Below are 1,244 nucleotides of genomic sequence, written 5' to 3' on the forward strand. Positions count from 1 at the left end.
TGAACCATATTGACCTACGCGGACAGATGAAATGGCGAGTATCTTCTGATCTCGTAGGATAGCGGCGAAATACCGCCCAAGGCACTATGCCTTCTTTGGGTATTGTAATAGCTGATCCAGACCCCGATACTGGCCGCGGCCTGTCCTATCGTAGCAAAGGACCGTTTTTTGACATGCTCGACTTTTAAAAGCCGGAAGAAAGATTCCATCGGGGCGTTATCATAGGGATTGCCTTTGCGGCTCATGCTGCCCAGGAGGTTATGTTCCTTCAGCAAATCTTTATGCTGGTTCGATGTATATTGACTGCCCCGGTCAGAGTGATGGATGAGTCCTTCCGCCGGTTTTTCTTTTACAATGGCCATCCGAAGCGCTTTACAAGCAAGGTCTGCTGTAGGGCGGTGGCTAAGAGCCCAACCCACTACTTTGCGTCTGGCTAAATCCAAGACACAAGCTAAATAACACCACTGACCGCCCACTCGGATATAGGTGATGTCGGCCAGCCATACCTGGTTGATTTCTCGAACTTCGAAGTTTTGGTTTACCAGGTTGTCAAAGGCTTGTTCATTCGGGTCCGCTTTAGTGGTTTGGGGCTTGTATTTACTTTTGATTTGGGCTTTGATGCCATGAGCATGCATGATTCGCTGTACTTTGCTGCGCCCGATGAGAATCCCTTTGTCATTGAGTTCTTCATAGACCTTTTGAACACCATAATTATGATCATGCTCCCGTTCAATCTGGCGAATATGAGCTACTACGACAGCATCCCGGTCATGGGCTTTCGGGCAACCGGCTTTCACCCAGACGTAATACCCGCTTCTGGATACCTTCAAAATGCGGCATAAATCGCTAACAGCATATTGGGTGCGGTAATGGTAGATAAACTGATATCTTACTTGCTGTTTTTGGCGAAGTATACCGCTGCTTGCTTTAAAATATCGACTTCATTCTCTAGTTCCTTGATGCGCCGTTGGGCTTTACGGAGTTCATCTTCATCAGGCTTGAGATTCCCTGAGCCGGGAAAAGCATGTTCCGGATCGCTTTTATATTGTTGAATCCATTTATAGACCGTATTTTCATGAATTCCTAATTCCGCTGCCAAACTGGGGCAGGTTCGGGCTCCGCTACAGTAAAGTTTAACAATGTCTTTTTTAAATGTGGCATCGAATCGTTGGCCTTTCATTCGGACACCTCCTGGCTTTATTGTACCAGCCATTCTCCCTGTCCGCAAAAGCCATTACGGTTCA

Annotated in this window: 2 protein-coding genes; both read right to left on the bottom strand. The window is 47.1% G+C overall.

The genetic code is table 11. The features are described from left to right. Positions 1–14 precede the first annotated feature (14 nt). Entirely contained in the window at positions 15–914 is a 900-nt protein-coding gene (locus ALO_RS16655; RefSeq protein ID WP_139025433.1) for an IS3 family transposase, read from the bottom strand. Continuing rightward, positions 890–1,180: a transposase gene (locus ALO_RS16660; protein ID WP_004098295.1), complete on the bottom strand. Its 291-nt coding sequence runs from the start codon at positions 1,178–1,180 to the stop codon at positions 890–892. The genes ALO_RS16655 and ALO_RS16660 overlap by 25 nt, the downstream gene beginning before the upstream one ends. Positions 1,181–1,244 lie beyond the last annotated feature (64 nt).

Origin of the sequence: Acetonema longum DSM 6540 (genome assembly GCF_000219125.1) — a bacterium.
Taxonomy (GTDB): Bacteria; Bacillota; Negativicutes; order Sporomusales; family Acetonemataceae; genus Acetonema; species Acetonema longum.

Excerpts from the sequence above, each read along its gene's own strand:
- ALO_RS16660 (WP_004098295.1), bottom strand. The coding sequence starts at position 1,180 with ATGAAAGGCCAACGATTCGATGCCACATTTAAAAAAGACATTGTTAAA.